The organism is Streptomyces sp. SCSIO 75703 (assembly GCF_036607905.1).
GTDB lineage: Bacteria > Actinomycetota > Actinomycetes > Streptomycetales > Streptomycetaceae > Streptomyces.
The window spans coordinates 1,860,743-1,878,766 of sequence record NZ_CP144555.1; the positions used below are offsets into that span (position 1 = coordinate 1,860,743).

12 protein-coding genes and 2 rRNA genes are annotated in these 18,024 nt (G+C 67.4%); 3 read left to right on the plus strand and 11 right to left on the minus strand.

Features of this window, described 5'->3' with window-relative positions; translation table 11 throughout:
* Nucleotides 1–16: 16 nt before the first annotated feature.
* The 5 genes from VM636_RS07975 to thyX form a co-directional block, all read right to left on the minus strand.
* Nucleotides 17–3,137 (minus strand): 23S ribosomal RNA (locus VM636_RS07975).
* 315 nt (nucleotides 3,138–3,452) lie between these two features.
* Nucleotides 3,453–4,977 (minus strand): 16S ribosomal RNA (locus tag VM636_RS07980).
* Together the 16S and 23S rRNA genes form the textbook arrangement of a ribosomal RNA operon.
* Before the next feature lie 493 nt (nucleotides 4,978–5,470).
* Nucleotides 5,471–7,156 carry a ribonuclease J gene (locus VM636_RS07985; RefSeq protein ID WP_030423113.1) on the minus strand — a complete coding sequence of 562 codons (1,686 nt, stop codon included), beginning with the start codon at nucleotides 7,154–7,156 and terminating at the stop codon, nucleotides 5,471–5,473.
* A gap of 162 nt (nucleotides 7,157–7,318) precedes the next feature.
* On the minus strand, nucleotides 7,319–8,218 hold the full coding sequence (gene dapA / locus VM636_RS07990) for a 4-hydroxy-tetrahydrodipicolinate synthase (RefSeq protein WP_030423114.1): 900 nt from the start codon (nucleotides 8,216–8,218) through the stop codon (nucleotides 7,319–7,321).
* 209 nt (nucleotides 8,219–8,427) lie between these two features.
* Entirely contained in the window at nucleotides 8,428–9,168 is a 741-nt protein-coding gene (thyX, locus tag VM636_RS07995) for an FAD-dependent thymidylate synthase (protein WP_338484172.1), read from the minus strand.
* Nucleotides 9,169–9,341: 173 nt separating this feature from the next.
* Here thyX and VM636_RS08000 point away from each other — a divergent pair, with 173 nt between their 5' ends.
* Together VM636_RS08000 and VM636_RS08005 are read left to right on the plus strand one after the other, a co-directional pair.
* Entirely contained in the window at nucleotides 9,342–9,581 is a 240-nt protein-coding gene (locus VM636_RS08000; RefSeq protein WP_030423116.1) for a membrane protein, read from the plus strand.
* A 112-nt stretch (nucleotides 9,582–9,693) separates the two neighbouring features.
* Nucleotides 9,694–10,248, plus strand: coding sequence for a hypothetical protein (locus tag VM636_RS08005; RefSeq protein ID WP_030423117.1), 555 nt, complete (start codon nucleotides 9,694–9,696; stop codon nucleotides 10,246–10,248).
* A gap of 67 nt (nucleotides 10,249–10,315) precedes the next feature.
* Here VM636_RS08005 and VM636_RS08010 read toward each other — a convergent pair whose 3' ends face one another.
* The 5 genes from VM636_RS08010 to rpsO form a co-directional block, all read right to left on the minus strand.
* A complete protein-coding gene (locus VM636_RS08010; protein WP_030423118.1) occupies nucleotides 10,316–10,771 on the minus strand; it encodes a hypothetical protein in 456 nt (151 codons plus the stop codon).
* A gap of 39 nt (nucleotides 10,772–10,810) precedes the next feature.
* Nucleotides 10,811–11,566, minus strand: coding sequence for a 4-hydroxy-tetrahydrodipicolinate reductase (gene dapB, locus VM636_RS08015; RefSeq protein ID WP_030423119.1), 756 nt, complete (start codon nucleotides 11,564–11,566; stop codon nucleotides 10,811–10,813).
* A gap of 26 nt (nucleotides 11,567–11,592) precedes the next feature.
* A complete protein-coding gene (locus VM636_RS08020; protein WP_030423120.1) occupies nucleotides 11,593–12,972 on the minus strand; it encodes a pitrilysin family protein in 1,380 nt (459 codons plus the stop codon).
* Nucleotides 12,969–15,191: a polyribonucleotide nucleotidyltransferase gene (locus tag VM636_RS08025; RefSeq protein WP_030423121.1), complete on the minus strand. Its 2,223-nt coding sequence runs from the start codon at nucleotides 15,189–15,191 to the stop codon at nucleotides 12,969–12,971. Before VM636_RS08025 ends, VM636_RS08020 begins: the two co-directional genes overlap by 4 nt.
* A 320-nt stretch (nucleotides 15,192–15,511) precedes the next feature.
* A complete protein-coding gene (rpsO, locus tag VM636_RS08030; RefSeq protein WP_030423122.1) occupies nucleotides 15,512–15,799 on the minus strand; it encodes a 30S ribosomal protein S15 in 288 nt (95 codons plus the stop codon).
* A 310-nt stretch (nucleotides 15,800–16,109) separates the two neighbouring features.
* On the opposite strand from rpsO, the gene VM636_RS08035 reads away from it, so the two are divergent.
* Nucleotides 16,110–16,406 carry a DUF397 domain-containing protein gene (locus tag VM636_RS08035; RefSeq protein WP_030423123.1) on the plus strand — a complete coding sequence of 99 codons (297 nt, stop codon included), beginning with the start codon at nucleotides 16,110–16,112 and terminating at the stop codon, nucleotides 16,404–16,406.
* 65 nt (nucleotides 16,407–16,471) lie between these two features.
* Here VM636_RS08035 and eccD read toward each other — a convergent pair whose 3' ends face one another.
* The gene (gene eccD, locus VM636_RS08040; protein ID WP_030423124.1) at nucleotides 16,472–17,986 is read right to left on the minus strand and encodes a type VII secretion integral membrane protein EccD; all 1,515 of its coding nucleotides are present in this window, start codon (nucleotides 17,984–17,986) and stop codon (nucleotides 16,472–16,474) included.
* Nucleotides 17,987–18,024: the final 38 nt, after the last annotated feature.

Below are 18,024 nucleotides of genomic sequence, written 5' to 3' on the forward strand. Positions count from 1 at the left end.
GTGGACGCGAGCAACTGAGGACAAGCCCTCGGCCTATTAGTACCAGTCAACTCCACACTTTACAGTGCTTCCATATCTGGCCTATCAACCCAGTCGTCTACTGGGAGCCTTACCCCATCAAGTGGGTGGGAGCCCTCATCTCGAAGCAGGCTTCCCGCTTAGATGCTTTCAGCGGTTATCCCTCCCGAACGTAGCCAACCAGCCATGCCCTTGGCAGAACAACTGGCACACCAGAGGTTCGTCCGTCCCGGTCCTCTCGTACTAGGGACAGCCCTTCTCAAGACTCCTACGCGCACAGCGGATAGGGACCGAACTGTCTCACGACGTTCTAAACCCAGCTCGCGTACCGCTTTAATGGGCGAACAGCCCAACCCTTGGGACCGACTCCAGCCCCAGGATGCGACGAGCCGACATCGAGGTGCCAAACCATCCCGTCGATATGGACTCTTGGGGAAGATCAGCCTGTTATCCCCGGGGTACCTTTTATCCGTTGAGCGACGGCGCTTCCACAAGCCACCGCCGGATCACTAGTCCCGACTTTCGTCCCTGCTCGACCCGTCGGTCTCACAGTCAAGCTCCCTTGTGCACTTACACTCAACACCTGATTACCAACCAGGCTGAGGGAACCTTTGGGCGCCTCCGTTACCCTTTAGGAGGCAACCGCCCCAGTTAAACTACCCATCAGACACTGTCCCTGATCCGGATCACGGACCCAGGTTAGACATCCAGCACGACCAGACTGGTATTTCAACGACGACTCCACACACACTGGCGTGCATGCATCAAAGTCTCCCAGCTATCCTACACAAGCCGAACCGAACACCAATATCAAACTGTAGTAAAGGTCCCGGGGTCTTTCCGTCCTGCTGCGCGAAACGAGCATCTTTACTCGTAGTGCAATTTCACCGGGCCTATGGTTGAGACAGCCGAGAAGTCGTTACGCCATTCGTGCAGGTCGGAACTTACCCGACAAGGAATTTCGCTACCTTAGGATGGTTATAGTTACCACCGCCGTTTACTGGCGCTTAAGTTCTCAGCTTCGCCTGGACGAATCCAAGCTAACCGGTCCCCTTAACGTTCCAGCACCGGGCAGGCGTCAGTCCGTATACATCGCCTTACGGCTTCGCACGGACCTGTGTTTTTAGTAAACAGTCGCTTCTCGCTGGTCTCTGCGGCCACCCCCAGCTCAGACCGAAAAGATCATCACCAGGAATGGCCCCCCTTCTCCCGAAGTTACGGGGGCATTTTGCCGAGTTCCTTAACCATAGTTCACCCGAACGCCTCGGTATTCTCTACCTGACTACCTGAGTCGGTTTAGGGTACGGGCCGCCATGAAACTCGCTAGAGGCTTTTCTCGACAGCATAGGATCATCCACTTCACCACAATCGGCTCGGCATCAGGTCTCAGCCTATTGCGAGGCGGATTTACCTACCTCACGGCCTACACCCTTACCCCGGGACAACCACCGCCCGGGATGGACTACCTTCCTGCGTCACCCCATCACTCACCTACTAACCGCTTGGTTCAGCGGCTCCACCACTCCCCTTCACCCGAAGGATCCAGGACGGCTTCACGGCCTTAGCATCACGATGCTCGATGTTTGACGCTCCACAGCGGGTACCGGAATATCAACCGGTTATCCATCGACTACGCCTGTCGGCCTCGCCTTAGGTCCCGACTTACCCTGGGCAGATCAACTTGACCCAGGAACCCTTAGTCAATCGGCGCAAACGTTTCTCACGTTTGTATCGCTACTCATGCCTGCATTCTCACTCGTCAACCGTCCACAACTACCTTCCGGTGCTGCTTCACCCGGCAGACGACGCTCCCCTACCCATCACGATCCCCGTTAGAGGTACATATCGCAATGACACGACTTCGGCGGTACGCTTGAGCCCCGCTACATTGTCGGCGCAGAATCACTAGACCAGTGAGCTATTACGCACTCTTTCAAGGATGGCTGCTTCTAAGCCAACCTCCTGGTTGTCTCTGCGACTCCACATCCTTTCCCACTTAGCGTACGCTTAGGGGCCTTAGTCGATGCTCTGGGCTGTTTCCCTCTCGACCATGGAGCTTATCCCCCACAGTCTCACTGCCGCGCTCTCACTTACCGGCATTCGGAGTTTGGCTAAGGTCAGTAACCCGGTAGGGCCCATCGCCTATCCAGTGCTCTACCTCCGGTAAGAAACACACGACGCTGCACCTAAATGCATTTCGGGGAGAACCAGCTATCACGGAGTTTGATTGGCCTTTCACCCCTAACCACAGGTCATCCCCCAGGTTTTCAACCCTGGTGGGTTCGGTCCTCCACGAAGTCTTACCTCCGCTTCAACCTGCCCATGGCTAGATCACTCCGCTTCGGGTCTTGAGCGTGCTACTCCACCGCCCTATTAGGACTCGCTTTCGCTACGGCTTCCCCACTCGGGTTAACCTCGCAACACACCGCAAACTCGCAGGCTCATTCTTCAAAAGGCACGCAGTCACGAGAGCAAGGCAAGCCTTGCTCCGACGCTCCCACGGCTTGTAGGCACACGGTTTCAGGTACTATTTCACTCCGCTCCCGCGGTACTTTTCACCATTCCCTCACGGTACTATCCGCTATCGGTCACCAGGGAATATTTAGGCTTAGCGGGTGGTCCCGCCAGATTCACACGGGATTTCTCGGGCCCCGTGCTACTTGGGTGTCTCTCAAACGAGCCGCTGACGTTTCGACTACGGGGGTCTTACCCTCTACGCCGGACCTTTCGCATGTCCTTCGCCTACATCAACGGTTTCTGACTCGCCTCACAGCCGGCAGACTGTGAACAAGAGATCCCACAACCCCCACGACGCAACCCCTGCCGGGTCTCACACGTCGTAGGTTTGGCCTCATCCGGTTTCGCTCGCCACTACTCCCGGAATCACGGTTGTTTTCTCTTCCTGCGGGTACTGAGATGTTTCACTTCCCCGCGTTCCCTCCACACTGCCTATGTGTTCAGCAGCGGGTGACAGCCCATGACGACTGCCGGGTTTCCCCATTCGGACACCCCCGGATCAAAGCCTGGTTGACGACTCCCCGGGGCCTATCGTGGCCTCCCACGTCCTTCATCGGTTCCTGGTGCCAAGGCATCCACCGTGCGCCCTTAAAAACTTGGCCACAGATGCTCGCGTCCACTGTGCAGTTCTCAAACAACGACCAGCCACCCATCACCCCGAACCAAGAGTCCGAGTGCACCGGGGCCGGCAACCGAAGACACGGCCATCACGGCCGCACCCTCAGACACCCAACAGCGTGCCCGACACCCCCACCGCTTCCCTCACCGTTCCACGCCCCGCAAAGGGCAGTACTAGAAGGAGAAGACGACCAAGAATGCCGAGTAGTCAACGTTCCACCCATGAGCAACCAGCACCGGACATTCGCCGATGTACTGGCCTCTGACCCGGACAAGTCCGAGTAAGAAGTGCTCCTTAGAAAGGAGGTGATCCAGCCGCACCTTCCGGTACGGCTACCTTGTTACGACTTCGTCCCAATCGCCAGTCCCACCTTCGACAGCTCCCTCCCCGAGGGGTTGGGCCACCGGCTTCGGGTGTTACCGACTTTCGTGACGTGACGGGCGGTGTGTACAAGGCCCGGGAACGTATTCACCGCAGCAATGCTGATCTGCGATTACTAGCGACTCCGACTTCATGGGGTCGAGTTGCAGACCCCAATCCGAACTGAGACCGGCTTTTTGAGATTCGCTCCACCTCACGGTATCGCAGCTCATTGTACCGGCCATTGTAGCACGTGTGCAGCCCAAGACATAAGGGGCATGATGACTTGACGTCGTCCCCACCTTCCTCCGAGTTGACCCCGGCGGTCTCCCGTGAGTCCCCAGCACCACAAGGGCCTGCTGGCAACACGGGACAAGGGTTGCGCTCGTTGCGGGACTTAACCCAACATCTCACGACACGAGCTGACGACAGCCATGCACCACCTGTACACCGACCACAAGGGGGGCACTATCTCTAATGCTTTCCGGTGTATGTCAAGCCTTGGTAAGGTTCTTCGCGTTGCGTCGAATTAAGCCACATGCTCCGCCGCTTGTGCGGGCCCCCGTCAATTCCTTTGAGTTTTAGCCTTGCGGCCGTACTCCCCAGGCGGGGCACTTAATGCGTTAGCTGCGGCACGGACAACGTGGAATGTTGCCCACACCTAGTGCCCACCGTTTACGGCGTGGACTACCAGGGTATCTAATCCTGTTCGCTCCCCACGCTTTCGCTCCTCAGCGTCAGTATCGGCCCAGAGATCCGCCTTCGCCACCGGTGTTCCTCCTGATATCTGCGCATTTCACCGCTACACCAGGAATTCCGATCTCCCCTACCGAACTCTAGCCTGCCCGTATCGACTGCAGACCCGGGGTTAAGCCCCGGGCTTTCACAACCGACGCGACAAGCCGCCTACGAGCTCTTTACGCCCAATAATTCCGGACAACGCTTGCGCCCTACGTATTACCGCGGCTGCTGGCACGTAGTTAGCCGGCGCTTCTTCTGCAGGTACCGTCACTCTCGCTTCTTCCCTGCTGAAAGAGGTTTACAACCCGAAGGCCGTCATCCCTCACGCGGCGTCGCTGCATCAGGCTTGCGCCCATTGTGCAATATTCCCCACTGCTGCCTCCCGTAGGAGTCTGGGCCGTGTCTCAGTCCCAGTGTGGCCGGTCGCCCTCTCAGGCCGGCTACCCGTCGTCGCCTTGGTGAGCCATTACCTCACCAACAAGCTGATAGGCCGCGGGCTCATCCTGCACCGCCGGAGCTTTCGAACCCTCTGGATGCCCAGAAGGATCAGTATCCGGTATTAGACCCCGTTTCCAGGGCTTGTCCCAGAGTGCAGGGCAGATTGCCCACGTGTTACTCACCCGTTCGCCACTAATCCCCACCGAAGTGGTTCATCGTTCGACTTGCATGTGTTAAGCACGCCGCCAGCGTTCGTCCTGAGCCAGGATCAAACTCTCCGTGAATGCTTTTCACAGGAGCGGAACAGTCGGAGGAATAGTCCGACCGTTCACAGCGTCCTCGCTGTGTATTTCAAAGGAACCACAACATCAGGAACAGAGTCCCGATGTCGGGGTATCAACATATCTGGCGTTGACTTTTGGCACGCTGTTGAGTTCTCAAGGAACGGACGCTTCCTTTGTACTCACCCGAGACACTGTCTCCGGCTTTCCTCCGGGCGCTTTCCCTTCGGTCTTGCGTTTCCGACTCTATCAGACCTTTTCCGATCCGATTTCCTCGGCGCTTTCCAGGTTCCCGCTTTCGCGTTTCCCTTTCCGGCGGACCCGACTTTAGCAGAGATTCTGCGCCGGGATTTCCCGCCCCTCTGACACGGATCCGAGCCACGCGGTGGCCGGGTGTCCGTCGGAGCGGAGCTGTAAACGTACTGGAGCGGGTCGCCCCGATGCAAATCGAGGCGACCCGCTCCGGGTTCGCGTCGGGCCGGGGCCCGACGGGGCGTCAGACCTCCACGACCACGGGGAGGATCATCGGCCGGCGCCGGTAGCGGTCGGAGACCCACTTGCCCAGCGTGCGGCGCACGAGCTGCTGGAGCTGGTGCGGTTCGACGACACCGTCCTGGGCCGAGCGCTCCAGCACTTCCGTGATCTTGGGGAGCACGTCGGCGAAGGCCGAGTCGTCGATCCCGGAACCGCGGGCGTGGACGTGCGGGCCGCCCGTGATCTTCCCGGTGGAGGAGTCGATGACGACGAAGACCGAGATGATGCCCTCGTCGCCGAGGATCTTGCGGTCCTTGAGAGCCGGTTCGCCCACGTCACCGACGGAGAGCCCGTCGACGTAGACGTATCCCGCCTGGACCTTGCCCGTGATCTTGGCCTTGCCCTCGACGAGGTCGACGACGACGCCGTCCTCGGCGATGACGATGCGGTCGTGCGGGACACCGGTCATCGCGCCCAGTTCGGCGTTGGCCCGCAGGTGGCGCCATTCGCCGTGGACCGGCATCAGGTTCTTCGGCCGGCAGATGTTGTAGAAGTACAGCAGTTCGCCGGCGGAGGCGTGGCCCGAGACGTGGACCTTGGCGTTGCCCTTGTGGACGACGTTGGCGCCCCAGCGGGTCAGGCCGTTGATCACGCGGTAGACCGCGTTCTCGTTGCCCGGGATGAGGGACGAGGCCAGGATGACCGTGTCGCCGTCGACGATGCGGATCTGGTGGTCCCGGTTGGCCATGCGGGAGAGCGCGGCCATCGGTTCGCCCTGCGAGCCGGTGCAGACCAGGACGACCTCGCTGTCCGGCAGGTCGTCGAGGGTCTTGACGTCGACGACCAGGCCCGGCGGCACCTTCAGGTACCCGAGGTCCCGGGCGATGCCCATGTTGCGGACCATCGAGCGGCCGACGAAGGCGACCCGGCGGCCGTACTCGTAGGCGGCGTCCAGGATCTGCTGGATGCGGTGGACGTGGCTGGCGAAGCTGGCCACGATGATGCGCTTGCTCGCGCCGGCGAAGACCTGGCGCAGCACGTCGGAGATGTCCCGCTCGTGCGGCGTGAAGCCGGGGACCTCGGCGTTCGTGGAGTCGCTGAGCAGGAGGTCGATGCCCTCCTCGCTCAGCCGCGCGAACGCGTGCAGGTCGGTGAGGCGGTGGTCCAGCGGGAGCTGGTCCATCTTGAAGTCGCCGGTGTGCACGACCATGCCCGCCGGGGTGCGGATGGCGACGGCCAGCGCGTCCGGGATGGAGTGGTTGACCGCGATGAACTCGCAGTCGAAGGGGCCGACGCGTTCGCGGTTCCCCTCCGCCACCTCCAGGGTGTACGGGCGGATGCGGTGCTCCTGGAGCTTCGCCTCGATGAGCGCGAGGGTCAGCTTCGAGCCGATCAGCGGGATGTCCGGCTTCTCGCGCAGGAGATAGGGGACACCGCCGATGTGGTCCTCGTGACCATGGGTGAGGACGATGCCCTCGATGTCGTCGAGGCGGTCACGGATGGACGTGAAGTCCGGCAGGATCAGGTCGATTCCGGGCTGCTCCTCCTCGGGGAAGAGCACTCCGCAGTCGACGATCAGCAGACGGCCGCCGTATTCGAACACCGTCATGTTGCGGCCGATCTCGCCGAGACCGCCGAGTGGCGTGACCCGCAGGCCGCCCTCGGTGAGCGGCGGGGGCGGGCCCAGTTCGGGATGCGGATGACTCAAAAGACTCTCCTCACCACACACGCCACGTACCGGTGGGGCACGTGGCGCGCGTGACGTTCGTGCAGATGCAGGGGTCCGATGGGACGCAGGTACCGGTGACCTGCCTGTTCAGTTGTGGGGCCGGAGCGCCGGCCGGTCGTGCGGATGGAGCGAAGTCTGTGGTCAGAGCTGTACCCCGCCGGCGACAAGATCGATCTTGAGCTGCTCGGTCTCCTCCGCCGTGAGCCCGATCATCGGCGCGCGCAGCGGGCCGGCGGGCAGCCCCTGCAGGGCGAGCGCGGCCTTGGTGGTCATGACGCCCTGCGTGCGGAACATGCCGGTGAAGACCGGCAGCAGCTTCTGGTGGATCTCCAGTGCCTTCTGTACGTCACCGGCGACGTGCGCGTCCACCATGGCGCGCAGTTCCGGGGTGACGACGTGGCCGACGACGGAGACGAAACCGATGGCGCCCACGGAGAGCAGGGGGAGGTTCAGCATGTCGTCGCCGGAGTACCAGGCGAGGCCGGAGCGGGCGATGGCCCAGCTCGCGCGGCCGAGGTCGCCCTTGGCGTCCTTGTTGGCGACGATGCGCGGGTGCTCGGCCAGCCGGACCAGCGTCTCGGTGTTGATGGGGACGCCGCTGCGGCCGGGGATGTCGTAGAGCATCACGGGCAGGCCGGCGGAGTCGGCGATCGCCGTGAAGTGCAGGTACAGGCCCTCTTGCGGGGGCTTGTTGTAGTACGGGGTGACGACCAGCAGGCCGTGCGCGCCGGCCTGCTCGGCGGCGCGGGCCAGTTCGACGCTGTGCTGGGTGTTGTTCGTGCCGACTCCGGCGACGACGTGCGCCCGGTCGCCCACGGCCTCCACGACGGCCCGTACGAGGTCGGCCTTCTCCGCGTCGCTGGTGGTCGGGGACTCGCCGGTGGTGCCGTTGACGATCAGGCCGTCGTTGCCTGCGTCGACCAGGTGGGCGGCGAGCCGCTGCGCGCCGTCGAGGTCGAGTGCGCCGTCCGCCGTGAAGGGCGTGACCATGGCGGTGAGGACCCGCCCGAAGGGGGTCTGCGGAGTGGAGGTCGGAGCCATGGGTTACACGCTACTCGTTGCTCAGGGCGAGGTCTGCCCTCGGGGGATGCGGCGGGTTGGTCTCAGGGTGGAGCCCGGCACTGCCTGCTCGGGGGTTCAAGCAGTGCCGGGTCCCTTTGATCAGGCTAGATGAACTTCTCCAAATGCCGCAATACGGACACCTCGCACGGCCGATACGCACAGGTGTGCCCGGCCGGCGAGGGCGGAGGTCACGGCGCGATCCGCCCGTTGGCGTTGAACGCCGCGTGGGTGAGCGGCATCAGCCGGGCCCACTCGGCCTCCATGCGCTCGCCGACCATCTCGATCTCGCGCTGCGGGAACGAGGGGACCCTGGCCAGCTCGTGCTGGGTGCGCAGGCCGAGGAAGTGCATCAGCGAGCGGGCGTTGCAGGTGGCGTACATCGAGGAGTACAGGCCGACCGGGAGCACCGAGCGGGCGACCTCGCGGGCGACGCCGGCGGCGAGCATCGTCCGGTAGGTCCGGTACGCCTCGCGGTACGACTCCTCCATCGACCGGCTCACCAGCTCGTGCTGCTCGGCGGTGCCCTCGACGAAGACGTACTTGCCCGGACGGCCCTGCTGGACCAGCTTGCGGGAGGCGTCCGGCACGTAGAAGACCGGCTGCAGCTCGCGGTAGCGGCCGGACTCCTCGTTGTAGGACCAGCCGACGCGGTGCCGCATGAACTCGCGGAAGACGAAGATCGGGGCGCTGACGAGGAAGGTCATCGAGTTGTGCTCGAAGGGGCTGCCGTGCCGGTCCCGCATGAGGTAGTTGATCAGGCCCTTGGAGCGCTCGGGGTCCTTCTCCAGCTCGGCCAGGGACTGCTCTCCGAGGGTCGAGACACGGGCGGCGAACAGCACGTCGGAGTCGGTCGCGCTGTGCTTGACCAGCTCGACGGTGACGTCGCTGCGCAGGTCGAAGTTGAAATCGTCGGGGGGCGTGTCGGTCACGGGTGCGGGGCCTTCCCATCTCGTCGCTTGGGACTGCCACTCTACGGGCCCCCGGAAACGGGCGATCACTCGCGTGGGGCGATGAAGCCGGTGAAACCGGGCACTTTCCCCGGCGCTCGTTCGTTTGTGTGAGTGACAGTGATTCGCTCGATTCCCGGAAGGGAGACGCACCGATGATCCGCCGGCGCGAACCGGTTCCCTTCGCCTTCGTGGCCGAAGCCGACAGGTTCCGCAGCAATGTCACTCCCCCGCCGCGCGAGCGGCCGTCCGCCGGCCAGCTGGCCGGGCGCTGGCTGCTGGGCCTGACCGTCGTGGCCGGACTCGTGGGGTCCCTGGTGATCGGGATGCCCGCGCTCTCCGCCGACCAGCCCTCCCCGCAGCACCAGCAGACACAGGCGACGGACGGCCGCTGATCCGGCGGCCGGCCGGTCCTCACTCCATCCGGGTCCCCGGGTGGTGACCCGGTACGCAGGTCGATAACCTCACCGGGCACAGCCCACGCCATGGAACGAGTGAGGACCAGCCGTGCCCCTGCCCTTCCTGACGGCCGATCGCGCCTTCGACGCGGCCGACGACGTCGCGCTGCCGTACGACGACCGCGACCACTGGCGGCGGCCCTACCGGCCGGGTCCCTGGCGGGTCGGCGCGGCGGCCCTGATCCTGCTGCTCGCCTCGTTCGTGCTGTTCGCGGCCGTCATCATCGCGGCGACGGGCACCCTCTCCTCCGCCGGGGCCGTCTTCGGCCTGGCGGCCGTGATGATCGCCGCCGCGCTGCGGCTGCTGCGCATGGGCGCCTGGGTGAGCGCCAACGGGGTGCGCCAGGTCGCCTTCCTCACCACCCGCACCTTCGGCTGGCAGCAGGTCGCCAGCGTGCGCACGGTGCAGCAGCCCGTGCGCTGGCTGGGGCTGCCGCGGACGGTGCAGGGCCAGGCCCTGCTGCTGGTGAGGCAGGGCCGGTCGGCGGACCCGGAGCAGCCGCTGCTGACCACCCACAACGCCGACTTCCTCCAGCGGGAGGACGCCTTCGACCGGGCCGCCGACGCCGTGGAGGCGTGGGCGGCGGAGTACCGGAGGGGCTGAGCGGACGGAACGCCGGTGGCCCGGTCCCGCGCAGGCGGGGCCGGGCCACCGGCGTTCCGGGCTCCGGTCAGGCCGTCTCGGCCTGGCGTCCCCGGTGCAGGGCGATGGCACGCTGCATCGCCTTGCGGGCGCGCGGGGTGTCGCGGGCGTCCTGGTAGGCGACGGCGAGCCGGAACCAGCTCCGCCAGTCGTCGGGGGCGTCCTCCGTCTCGGCCTTGCGCCGGGCGAAGACCTCGTCGGCCGAGTCCCGGTCGATGCGGCCGCTCGGGGTGCGTCGCAGCTCGTCGACGGGGAGCCCGCCCTCGGCGTCGAGTTCGGCGGCGAGCTGGTTGGCCCGGCGGACGAACTGGGTGTTCTTCCACAGGAACCACAGGCCGATCCCGGGCAGGATCAGCACCGCGACGCCGAAGGCCACGGTCAGCGGTGTGCCGGTGCTGAGGAGCAGCAGGCCGCGGCTGCCGACCAGGACGAAGTAGAAGACGAGGACGGCGGCCGTGACGGCGTAGGTGATCTTCGCGCGCATGGGGTCAGCGACTCGTCTCGGTGGTCCGGGCGGGGCAGGTCATGCGTCCAGGTCCAGGAAGTGCTCCAGGCCGATGGTGAGGCCCGGGGCGGAGGGCACCCGGCGGGCGCCCAGCAGGATGCCCGGCATGAAGCTGCTGTGGTGCAGGGAGTCGTGGCGGACGGTGAGGGTCTCGCCCTCCCCGCCGAGCAGGACCTCCTGGTGGGCGAGGAGCCCGCGCAGCCGCACGGCGTGCACCGGGACGCCGTCGACGTCCGCGCCGCGGGCGCCTTCCAGGGCGGTGACCGTGGCGTCGGGGGCCGGGGCGCTGCCTGCCCGGCGGCGGGCCTCGGCGATGAGCTGCGCGGTGCGCGTGGCGGTGCCGCTGGGGGCGTCGACCTTGTGGGGGTGGTGCAGTTCGACGACCTCGACGGACTCGAACCAGGGCGCGGCGATCTGCGCGAACTTCATGGTCAGCACGGCGCCGATGGAGAAGTTCGGCGCGATGAGGACGCCGGTCTCCGGGGACTGGGCGAGCCAGCCGCGGAGCTGCGCGAGGCGTTCGTCGGTCCAGCCGGTGGTGCCGACGACGGCGTGGATGCCGTGGCGCACGCAGAAGTCGAGGTTTCCCATGACCGAGGCCGGGGTGGTGAGCTCGACGGCGACCTGGGCCCCGGTCTCGGCCAGCGCCTCCAGCCGGTCGCCGCGTCCGAGGGCAGCGACCAGTTCCATGTCCTCGGCGGCCTCCACGGCCCGTACCGCCTCGGAGCCGATACGGCCCTGGGCGCCGAGGACCGCCACGCGCAGCTTGCTCATCTTCTTGGTTCCTTACCGGAGGGTGGTCAGGCGACGGCGTCGTGCAGCCGGGACGCCTGCTTGTCCTTGAGCGGGCCGATGACCGACAGCGAGGGCCGCTGTCCCAGGACCTCCCGGGCGACGGCCCGGACGTCGTCCGGCGTGACCGAGGCTATCCGGGCCAGCATGTCGTCGACGGACATCTGCTCGCCCCAGCACAGTTCGCTCTTGCCGATGCGGTTCATCAGCGCGCCGGTGTCCTCCAGGCCGAGGACGGTGGAGCCGCGGAGCTGGCCGACGGCCCGGTCGATCTCCTCGTCGGGCAGCCCGTGCTCGGCGACCCGGTCCAGTTCGTCCCGGCAGATCTTGAGCACGTCGTGCACCTGGGAGGGCCGGCAGCCCGCGTAGACGCCGAAGAGTCCGCAGTCGGCGAAGCCCGAGGTGTAGGAGTAGACGCTGTAGGCGAGGCCGCGCTTCTCCCGGACCTCCTGGAAGAGGCGGGAGGACATGCCGCCGCCGAGGGCGGCGTTGAGGACGCCGAGCGCCCAGCGGCGCTCGTCGGTGCGGGCGAGGCCGGGCATGCCCAGGATGACGTGGGCCTGCTCGGTCTTGCGGCCGATCAGCTCGACGCGGCCCGCGGCGCGGACGCCGCGCCGGCCGGCGCGCGGGGCGATCGGCCGGGCCACCGGGTCCCTGAAGGCGCCGGCCTTCTCGAAGGCGGCGCGGACCTGGCGGACCACCTTGGCGTGGTCGACGTTCCCGGCGCAGGCGACGACCAGGTGGGTCGGGTCGTAGTGCTTGCGGTAGAAACGGCGGATGCGGTCGGCGGTGAGCGCGTTGACCGTGTCGACGGTGCCGAGGACGGGGCGGCCGAGGGCGCTGTCGCCGAACATCGTGTGCGCGAACAGGTCGTGCACGCAGTCGCCCGGGTCGTCCTCGGTCATGGCGATCTCTTCGAGGATGGCACCCCGCTCGACGTCGACGTCCTCCTCCCGGATGAGGGAGCCGGTCAGCATGTCGCAGACCACGTCGATGGCGAGCGGCAGGTCGGTGTCGAGGACGCGCGCGTAGTAGCACGTGTACTCCTTGGCCGTGAACGCGTTGATCTCCCCGCCGACGGCGTCGAGGGCGGCGGAGATGTCCAGGGCCGACCGGCGCGAGGTGCCCTTGAAGAGCAGGTGCTCCAGGTAGTGGGTGGCCCCGTTGAGGGCCGGTGTCTCGTCTCGGGAGCCGACGTGCGCCCAGATGCCGAAGGTCGCCGAGCGGACGGAGGGCAGGGTCTCGGTGACGATGCGCAGTCCGCCGGGGAGGGTGGTCTTGCGGACGGTGCCGATGCCGTTCTCTCCCTTGATCAGGGTTTGGGTACGGGCGACGGCCCGCGCCTCCGAGGAGGTGCGGGCCGTCGTCCTGGCGCTACGGGACGTCACTTGTCGGCGTCGTCCTTCTTGTCCTCGGCGGAGTCGTCCTCGCCCTCGATCACCGGGATCAGGGAGAGCTTGCCGCGGGAGTCGATCTCGGCGATCTCGACCTGGACCTTGTGGCCCACGCCGAGCACGTCCTCGACGTTCTCCACGCGCTTGCCGCCGGCCAGCTTGCGGATCTGCGAGATGTGCAGCAGACCGTCCTTGCCGGGCAGCAGGGAGACGAAGGCACCGAAGGTCGTGGTCTTGACGACCGTGCCCAGGTACCGCTCGCCGACCTCGGGCATCGTCGGGTTGGCGATGCCGTTGATCGTGGTGCGGGCGGCCTCGGCGGCGGGGCCGTCGGCGGCGCCGATGTAGATCGTGCCGTCGTCCTCGATGGTGATCTCGGCGCCGGTGTCCTCCTGGATCTGGTTGATCATCTTGCCCTTGGGGCCGATGACCTCGCCGATCTTGTCGACCGGGATCTTCACGGTGATGATCCGCGGCGCGTTGGGGGACATCTCGTCCGGCGTGTCGATCGCTTCCATCATCACGTCGAGGATGTGGAGGCGGGCGTCACGGGCCTGCTTGAGGGCGGCGGCCAGGACGGAGGCGGGGATGCCGTCCAGCTTGGTGTCGAGCTGGAGCGCGGTGACGAACTCCTTGGTGCCGGCGACCTTGAAGTCCATGTCGCCGAAGGCGTCCTCGGCACCGAGGATGTCGGTCAGCGTGACGTAGTGCGTCTCCCCGTCGATCTCCTGGGAGATCAGGCCCATGGCGATGCCGGCGACCGGGGCCTTGAGGGGCACACCGGCGTTCAGCAGCGACATGGTGGAGGCGCAGACCGAGCCCATGGAGGTCGAGCCGTTGGAGCTGAGCGCCTCGGAGACCTGGCGGATCGCGTAGGGGAACTCCTCGCGGGTCGGCAGGACCGGGATCAGGGCGCGCTCGGCGAGGGCGCCGTGGCCGATCTCGCGGCGCTTGGGGGAGCCGACGCGGCCGGTCTCGCCGGTGGAGTACGGCGGGAAGTTGTAGTTGTGCATGTAGCGCTTGCGGGTCACCGGGGAGAGGGTGTCCAGCTGCTGCTCCATGCGGAGCATGTTGAGGGTGGTGACGCCCAGGATCTGCGTCTCGCCGCGCTCGAAGAGGGCGGAACCGTGCACCCGCGGGATGGCCTCGACCTCGGCGGCCAGGGTGCGGATGTCGGTGACACCGCGGCCGTCGATGCGCTTCTTCTCCTTGATGACGCGCTCGCGGACCAGGCTCTTGGTCAGCGCGCGGTACGCGGCGGAGATCTCCTTCTCGCGGCCCTCGAACTCCGGCAGGAGCTTCTCGGCGGCCAGCGCCTTGACGCGGTCCAGCTCGCTCTCGCGCTCCTGCTTGCCGGCGATGGTGAGCGCCTGGGCCAGCTCAGGGCGGACGGCGCCGGTCAGCGCCTCCAGGACGTCGTCCTGGTAGTCGAGGAAGACCGGGAACTCGCCGGTCGGCTTGGCGGCCTTCGCGGCGAGGTCGGCCTGGGCCCGGCAGAGCACCTTGATGAAGGGCTTCGCGGCGTCCAGACCGGCGGCGACGACCTCCTCGGTGGGGGCGTCGGCGCCGCCCTCGACCAGCTTGATGGTCTTCTCGGTGGCCTCGGCCTCGACCATCATGATCGCGACGTCGCCGTCCTCCAGGGTGCGGCCCGCGACCACCATGTCGAAGGCGGCGTCCTCGAGCTCGGTGTGGGTCGGGAACGCCACCCACTGGCCGCTGATCAGCGCGACGCGGACGCCGCCGATCGGGCCGGAGAAGGGCAGGCCGGCGAGCTGCGTGGACGCGGACGCGGCGTTGATCGCCACGACGTCGTACAGGTGGTCGGGGTTGAGCGCCATGATCGTGGCGACGACCTGGATCTCGTTGCGCAGGCCCTTCTTGAAGGAGGGGCGCAGCGGGCGGTCGATCAGGCGGCAGGTGAGGATCGCGTCCTCGGAGGGGCGGCCCTCGCGGCGGAAGAAGCTGCCGGGGATCTTGCCGGCGGCGTACATCCGCTCCTCGACGTCCACCGTGAGGGGGAAGAAGTCGAGCTGGTCCTTGGGGTTCTTGGAGGCGGTGGTGGCCGACAGCACCATGGTGTCGTCGTCCAGGTAGGCCACGGCGGAGCCGGCGGCCTGCCGGGCCAGGCGGCCCGTCTCGAAGCGGATCGTGCGGGTGCCGAAGGCGCCGTTGTCGATGACGGCCTCGGTGTAGTGGGTCTCGTTCTCCACTAGTGTCTTCTCCTCGTCTTCGTCCCCGCGCCCGTGTGGCGGGGGGACGGTGGCGGAGAAGCGCTCCGTGCGGTGCGGGCCGGTCTTCGATCGAAGCACCCGGGGTGTGTCCCGGGGGCCACTACCGAGGACCGGCGGCGGCTAGGCGCGCTTCTCCTCGTCTCGTTCGGGTGCGCGGGTCTTCCGCCCGGTCCGGGCGGTACGGCCCACGCCGTGTCGTACGTCGTGTGCTACCACACTACAAAGCCGCGGTGACACCGCGCACGTACGGCAAAGGGAGCGGCCCCCGAACGAATGGGAACCGCTCCCTTCACGACGTGCTAGCGGGCGCCCGCCGCACCGCGGCGGATGCCGAGGCGGTCGACCAGCGCGCGGAAGCGCTGGATGTCCTTCTTGGCGAGGTACTGCAGCAGCCGGCGGCGCTGGCCGACCAGGATGAGCAGACCGCGGCGGGAGTGGTGGTCGTGCTTGTGGGTCTTGAGGTGCTCCGTCAGGTCGGAGATCCGACGGGACAGCAGCGCGACCTGGACCTCGGGGGAGCCGGTGTCGCCCTCCTTGGTACCGAACTCGGTGATGATCTGCTTCTTCACTGCGGCGTCGAGCGACACGTGTACTCCTCGGGTCTGGGAAAGGGCCTTCGAGTGCCCCCGGTCTGCGTCTCGGGGGATCTTCCGTGACTCGGAAGGCGGGGCTCGCCGGGCGCGGCCTCCGGTGGCTCGGGACGAGACTCCGGGGGTGCGTACACAAACGGCCGTCACACACAGTACCAGCCCGGAGGGGTCCCTCCGCCGGGAAGGTCGCGCGGATCACCGTCGCAGGTGAACGCGGGGGCGTTCCCCCTTTCTCCCGGTCCGGGGGCGGGGCGGGCCGGTACTGTGAGCGCCGACCGTTTGTACCGGGCGAAAGGACCCCGCCTCCATGGCTGATGTGCCGGACCAGGACCTGAAGGCGCGCAAGGACCGGGAGCGCGACGAGTTGTACGCCCTGGACATCTCGGGGGTCGAGTGGCACTGCGCGCCGGGCACCGAGCAGGAGGAGGAGCGCGTCGAGATCGCGTACCTGCCGGCCGGCGCGGTCGCCATGCGGTCCTCGCTCGATCCGGAGACCGTGCTGCGGTACACGGAGGCGGAGTGGCGGGCGTTCGTGCTCGGTGCCCGGGACGGCGAGTTCGACCTGGAGCCGGCGCCCGGCCCGGGGGACACCGCCGCCGGATGAGACACGGCCGCCCGGGACACCTCGTCCCGGGCGGCCCCGTGTCGCCCGCCGGCCGGGCCGGCCCCTCAGCTCGTCATGGAGCGTACGGATGTGTACACGTCGAAGACGGCGAGGGCCAGCGGGACCAGGGTGAGCAGCACGAAGCCCTCGGCGATCTCCAGGAAGCGGCCCCAGAACGGCGTCAGCCCGCTACGCGAGGCCATCAGGCCGATCGCGGTGACCAGGGCCGCCGCCGCGGCGATGGCCGCCAGCAGCCACACCGTGCGGATGTCGAGGTCGGTCCGGTCGCCCGCCAGCGCCTGCTTCAGCAGGCCGTCCGGCGTGTGGATCGCCAGGCCGAGGCCGAGCGCGACCAGGGAGCCGAGCCCCGCCGCCAGCACGGTGGCGACCTGCGCGGTGTAGCGGAAGAGCTGCGCGCGCATCAGCAGGGCGATGCCGGTGGCCAGGGCCAGCAGGCGCGTCCAGGGCCCGTCGGAGAACCCGAGCACCAGCGCGGAGCCCACCGCGAGCAGCGAGCAGCCGCCGACCAGGCCGACGAGGAGTTCGTGGCCGCGGCGGGCCTGGGCCTCCACGCGCTGGGCGTCCACCGGCTCGTGGGGCTCGGGGTCGGCGCCGTACGCGCCCCGGGTGCCGCCGGTCGGCGCCTCGAAGCCGATCGGCAGCCGTGCGAAGCGCAGGGACAGCCCCGGCAGGAAGGCGAGGGCGCCGACCGCGACGGGCGCGCACAGCGCGGCGATCTCGGCGGGGCTCCAGTCGCCCAGGAGCGCCACGAACGTGGCGACCAGGCCGACGCCCGAGGCGGCCACGAAGGCGACGAACGGGCCGTCGGCCCGCGGTGAGCACAGGGCGAGGACGACCGAGGCCACCAGCACGGCCGCGCAGGCCAGCAGGAACTGGAGCCTGCCCACCCCCTGCCCCTCGGACAGCGACAGCAGCCCCGAGCCGGCCACCCCCACGTTGGGCAGCGCGCCGAGGCCGAGCGCGACGGCCGCGGCGCGGTCGTCGTAGACGCGGGCGCGCACGCAGCCGAGGACGACCAGCAGCACACCGGCGACGCCGGCGAGGATGCCGGGCAGCCCGTGCATGTCGTGGCGCGGGTCGGCCGTCCAGGCGACGAAGGCGAGCAGCGCGGAGAGGACGCCGCCGGCGGTCAGCCCCGCGGCGCGGGTGAGGTCGCCGCGCCACAGGGAGCGGTCCCGGCTCACCGCGGACGCGACCGCGTCGGAGACGTCGTCGAAGACGGCCGGCGGCAGCGACTCGGAGAACGGGCGCAGCGTGAGGAGTTCGCCGTCGAGGATGCGCTGCGCCGCGAAGGAGCGGGCGCTGTCGAGGACGGTGCCGTCCCGGCGGACCAGGTGGTAGCCGACCGGGGCGCCCTCGGCGGCGGTCTGCCGGGCGAGCCGGAGGATCTCGGGTTGGACGTCGGCGACCGGTACGTCGTCGGGCAGTGCCACGTCGATCCGGCTGTCCGGCGCGACGATGGTGACCCGGCAGAAGCCGAGCCCCGTCATGGCGCCGGACGGGGCGGCCCGGCCGGGTCCGCCCGCGGCGGTGGCCGCCGTGGAGGCCGTCGTGCTCACCTGCTGCTCCCCCTCGGTGCTGGTGCTGTGTCCGCGGT